This window comes from Candidatus Avelusimicrobium alvi, from assembly GCF_958451995.1.
In the GTDB taxonomy this organism is placed as follows: Bacteria; Elusimicrobiota; Elusimicrobia; order Elusimicrobiales; family Elusimicrobiaceae; genus Avelusimicrobium; species Avelusimicrobium alvi.
Genome location: NZ_CAUDSG010000061.1, coordinates 1 through 4,898 on the forward strand (window position 1 = coordinate 1; position 4,898 = coordinate 4,898).

5 protein-coding genes and 1 pseudogene are annotated in these 4,898 nt (G+C 55.2%); all 6 read left to right on the top strand.

The genetic code is table 11. The annotated features are described in order from the left end of the window. Window positions 1–950: pseudogene (locus ACQY36_RS07880) on the top strand (hypothetical protein); the annotation flags it as partial. A 133-nt stretch (window positions 951–1,083) separates the two neighbouring features. Continuing rightward, on the top strand, window positions 1,084–2,304 hold the full coding sequence (locus tag ACQY36_RS07885; RefSeq protein ID WP_428072685.1) for an MDR family MFS transporter: 1,221 nt from the start codon (window positions 1,084–1,086) through the stop codon (window positions 2,302–2,304). Between the two features lie 19 nt (window positions 2,305–2,323). Further along, window positions 2,324–2,542 (top strand): hypothetical protein, encoded by a 219-nt coding sequence (locus ACQY36_RS07890; RefSeq protein ID WP_428056803.1) that lies wholly within the window; start codon window positions 2,324–2,326, stop codon window positions 2,540–2,542. A 1-nt stretch (window position 2,543) separates the two neighbouring features. After that, the gene (locus tag ACQY36_RS07895) at window positions 2,544–3,101 is read left to right on the top strand and encodes a Maf family protein (RefSeq protein ID WP_428078723.1); all 558 of its coding nucleotides are present in this window, start codon (window positions 2,544–2,546) and stop codon (window positions 3,099–3,101) included. After that, window positions 3,098–4,024 carry a thioredoxin-disulfide reductase gene (gene trxB, locus ACQY36_RS07900; RefSeq protein ID WP_428078725.1) on the top strand — a complete coding sequence of 309 codons (927 nt, stop codon included), beginning with the start codon at window positions 3,098–3,100 and terminating at the stop codon, window positions 4,022–4,024. The genes ACQY36_RS07895 and trxB overlap by 4 nt, the downstream gene beginning before the upstream one ends. Window positions 4,025–4,161: 137 nt before the next feature. Beyond that, on the top strand, window positions 4,162–4,668 hold the full coding sequence (locus tag ACQY36_RS07905) for a flavin reductase family protein (RefSeq protein WP_428078727.1): 507 nt from the start codon (window positions 4,162–4,164) through the stop codon (window positions 4,666–4,668). Window positions 4,669–4,898 lie beyond the last annotated feature (230 nt).

The following is a 4,898-nucleotide window of genomic DNA, read 5'->3' on the forward strand; positions in this document are numbered from 1 at the left end:
GTTGGAGTGCGTGTTCCATTTCTGACGCTTGCAGCTGTGAAGGGGAAAGCACGCGTGCGTGCGGATGCCAGGGGAAAGGCACGCAGACGCGCACGTGCAACACTTCCAACGGTATGTGGGGAGAATGGGGTGCTTGCTCCATAGCCGATGAGTGCGAATGCACGAGGACGAAGCCGGAAGAGAGCCAGGCGTGCAACGACTGCGGCACACAGACTCGTTCTGTAACGTGTAACGCTTCTACTGGAGAGTGGAGCGCCGGCGCCTGGAGTGCGTGTTCCAAAACCCAGGAAGAATGCGATGAAGAAAAGGACTGCTGCTCGGACTCGGTTTCCGACTTTACGGCGTGTATTTTAAAGAAATACGGTGCGGATTCTACAGAATATGTTTGCGCCAACGGAAGCAATATCGGTTGGCATCCGGACATCGGTTCTATCTCCGGTGCGGCGGCCTGCGTAAGCAAGCTGGTAGGGTTTGGCTGCATGCTGCGTGCGGCAAACAACAAATGCGCCGCTTCGGACACTTACTGCCAGAAGCTGCGGACGCTTAACAGCAGCTGGATCAGCGGCGGCTTTAAAAAGTACGCCTGCACGGGCGCCACGCCGGATGTTCCCAAACCGGAAACGCCTACGACACCTACGGACCCGAATCCCGGAACGTTTAGCTGCTGCAGAGTGGAGCTTGCGCCAATCAAAAACTTCAATTATTCTGACCTTTTCGGCCAGGTTAACTGCTTAAATGCTGCCGGCATGCCTAATGCGAAGTGCCCCGACAACATTCAGCCGGGTGTAAAAATGAACGGCTCCCACGGCGGGCTTAACTGTACCTATAGATATGACTGCCCATTCAGCGGTTATGGCCAGGGGTTAGGGCCTTATAAAGGATTTGTGCAGAAATTAAAATGCGTCAACTATGGCGACACCTGCACCTCAGACGAAGTGGAGTGGCTGTAAGTCTTTCCTTCCTTGAATGATACATGCGCCCGGTCTGATTGGCCGGGCGTATTTTTGCACCGTTTGCCGCCCTTTCTTAACGCGTGCGGATTTAATACAATATACATATATGCAAGCTTCTACCCGAAGGGGAATGGTTATTATCGCCGCGGCCAACGGGCTGTTGCTGTTCGGCTACGGGCTGTCCCTTCCTTTCTTTACGATTTATTTGATTACCCAGCGCGGGCTTACGCCGGCTATGGCGGGGCTTGTGATTGCCCTGGCGGGTTTATCGCGCTGTGTTTCCAGCGCCGTCAGCGGCGAACTGGCCGACGCGTTCGGCCGCAAAACCGTCATGCTGTGGGGGCTGTTTTCCCAAATCGTCGCGATGTTTGCGCTGGGGCTGTGCATTCAGCTAAAAGTGCAGGTGGGCTGGATGCTGGCGTGTTACTTTTTAACCACCTTCCTCGGCGCGTTTTTCCGTCCGGCTTCCAACGCCTGGGTGACGGATAACACTTCGCCCAAAGAACGCGTGGAAGCGTTTGGCATTATCCGCATAGGGCTTAACATCGGCTGGGCGCTGGGCCCGGCGGCGGGCGGCTTTCTGGTGCGTTATTCCTACAGCCTGGCGTTTTTCTTTACCGCGCTTTTATACGCCGTCACCATTTTGTACCTCGGGCGGCTGGTGCAGGACCGTCACGTGCCGTGCAAATCCAGAAAACCCAGCTTTGTGTCCGCCCTGTTGTCCTTAAAAGACGCGCGGCTTGCTAAAATCTGCCTCTATGTGGTGATGATTACGGCGGTCAACTCCCAGCTGGTGGTGGGGCTTTCCATCCATTGTAAGCAGTACCTGCATATGCCGGAGTATTATATCGGCTGGTTTTTTACCATAAACGGGCTTGTCGTGGTGTTTTTGCAGTATTGGGCCACCCGGCTGATGGCGAAGATACGCCTTTCTACGGCCATGCTCCTGGGGTGTGCGATGTATGCGGTGGGGTTTGGTTCCATCGGATTTTTTGACGGATTTACGCTGATTGCCATGGGCGTGTTTTTGGCGGGGCTGGGCGAGCTGATTGTGTCGCCCGGCGAGCAGACGATGGTTTCCAACATCGCTTCGCGCGAAACGCGCGGGCGGTATTTGGGTATGCTGATGGTGTTTTACAACCTGGGCTCGGCGGCGGGCTTTTTAGGCGCGGGCGTGCTCAGCGATTATCTGGCCCCGCATTATCTGCCCGGCCCGTGGCTGGCGGTGGGGGGCGTGGCTTTGCTGGCCGGCTGGGGCTTTTGGCGCATGCGCTACAGCCTGACGGATGCGGAAGACGGCAAAACCAACGTGCCCGTGCCGATTAAAAAAGATACAATCACTTTAAACTAAATTATCAGGAGTTGCACATATGAGAGGAATTATTTTTGCATTGCTTACGCTGGTGGTGGGTGCCCTTATCGGGCTGGGCCTGGAAAAACTGGCTTCTTTCCTGCCCCAGCAGTTAGACGCCGCGCTTACCCGCGTGTACGGCCTGGGCATTCATCCGCTGTCGCTGCATATCAGCATTTGCGGCGCGGTCGGGCTGGTGCTGGGGTATATCATCATCTCTAAATTTGTACGGAAATAATATGCGTCTGGTGCTGGCTTCCAAATCGCCCCGCCGCATTGCGCTGCTAAAAGAGCAGGGAATGCAGTTTGAGATTATTCCTTCCCAAAGCCCGGAGCGCAGCGACAAAAAACGCCCCGCCGCGCGTGTAAAAGACCTGGCGGTGCAGAAAGCGTTTGACGTGGCGCAAAAATATCCGGACGCGGTGGTCATCGGCGCGGACACGCTGGTGTACTGCAAAGGCGAAATCATCGGCAAGCCCAAGGACAGGGCCGACGCCCTGCGGATTTTAAAAAAGCTCAACGGGTCCTGGCAGTCCGTCTATACGGGTATGTGCGTGCTGTGCCTGGCGGAGCAGAAAATGCTGTTCGGGCATGACGTGTCCAAGTGCAAGGCGCGCAGACTTTCCGATGAGGAGCTGGAAAACCTGGCCGGCAAACATATGGACAAAGCCGGCGCGTACGCCGTGCAGGATAAAGACGATATGTTTATTGAGCGCATTGTCGGCAGCCGCACGAACGTGGTGGGGTTTCCGGTGGAGTTTTTTCAAAAATTATTTAAGGAGTTCTTGGCATTATGATTGAAACGGATTTGCTTATTATCGGCGCGGGCCCGGCGGGGTGCAGCGCGGCCATTTATGCGGTGCGCGCGGGCGTGAAAACCATTATTGCGGGCGGCGCGGTTCCCGGCGGACAGCTCTTGCAAACGAGCGATATTGAAAATTACGCGGGCTTTGTAAATCCCGTCGGCGGGTTTGAGATTATGGACAATATGCACAAACAGTGCAAACGCCTGGGCGTGGAATTTACGTCGGACGAAATCGTCAAGGTGGAGGGGGAAAAATCCCCGTTTACGCTCACGTGCGCGGACGGCAAACAGTATAAGGCGATGAGCGTCATCGTGGCCACGGGCGCCAAGGCGCGCTGGCTGGGACTGCCCGGCGAAGAAAAATTTATCGGCCGCGGGCTTTCCGCCTGCGCCACGTGCGACGGGTTTTTTATGCGCGGCAAAACGGTGTGCATCGTGGGCGGCGGCAACACCGCGTTTGAAGACGCGCTGTTCCTCGCGCAGTTCTGCCCCGAGGTCAATTTAATCCACCGCCGCGACGCTTTCCGTGCGGACAAAGTAACCGTGGAAAAAGCCAAAGCCAACCCGCACATTAAGCTGGTGCTTAACAGCGTGCCCGTGGAAATTTTGGGCGCGGAAGCCGTGGAAGGCGTGAGAGTGAAAAACGTGCAGACCGGCGAAACGGCGGACATCCCCTGCGCGGGCCTGTTTGTGGCCATCGGCGCGGTGCCGCAGACGGATTTTTTGAAAGATTCCTTGGTGGCGCTGGCCGACAACGGCCTGGTGCTGGCCGACGAACGCACCCGCACCACCATTGAAGGGATTTTTGCCGCCGGGGACTGCGCGGACAAGCATTACCGCCAGGCCGTTATTGCGGCGGGTACGGGCGCCAAGGCGGGCATAGAAGCCGCGGCTTTTGTAAACCTGCACCGTTAAGTTTTTGGCTGTGGTGCAACGTCCCGGTTCCGTTTAATGCGGCGCCGGGACGTTTGCATACAAGGGGTATCTAACCCGCAAAACCGCTTGCTTCCGCGCCGCCGGGAAGTTATAATAAAAAAATAAGGGGGCATATTATGCAAAGAGTACCGTATAATTTTAATGCGCAGAAGAATTTGGACGTTCTTTCCAAAGGCGCGTTTTTAACCACCAAGTCCGGCAATAAAATCAATACGATGGTCATCGGCTGGGGCGGTGTGGGCGTGCTGTGGCGGCTGCCGGTTTTTAATGTGGTGGTGCGCCAAAACCGCTTTACGTATGAGCTGTTGGAAAAATCGCGCGAGTTTACCGTTACGCTTCCTTATGTGGAGTTGCCGCAGGCGCTTTCGGTATGCGGCACGCAGTCCGGCCGGAATATGGATAAGCTGGCCGCCTGCGGGCTTAGCGTAGTAAAGAGCCAAAAAATCGCCACGCCGGTGCTGGCCGTGCCCGGTATGCACTTTGAATGCAAGGTGGTATATAACCGCCTGATGGGGCAGGAAAACTTGGATAAAGCCTTAAACGAATTGTGGTATCACAAAGAGCCGAACGATTACCACGTGTTTTATTTCGGCGAGATTGTAGACAGTTATATTACCGATTAAAGCGGAAGAAAATTTACCGAAAAAACGCCTCTCTGTCAGTTAGGGAGGCGCTTTTTGTTGTACGGCTGTTTAGCGGCCTTGTTTAAACGGTATGGCTCAATTAGTTGGATGTACCCGCATAGAGAACCGTCCCCTGGAAGGGGGCCCCTTACAGGCCTGGAGAGTCGTTTTGCTGTTTTATGCAGGTCTTAGCCCTGTCTATAAAACGCCTCAAGGCGGAAAAATGTTTT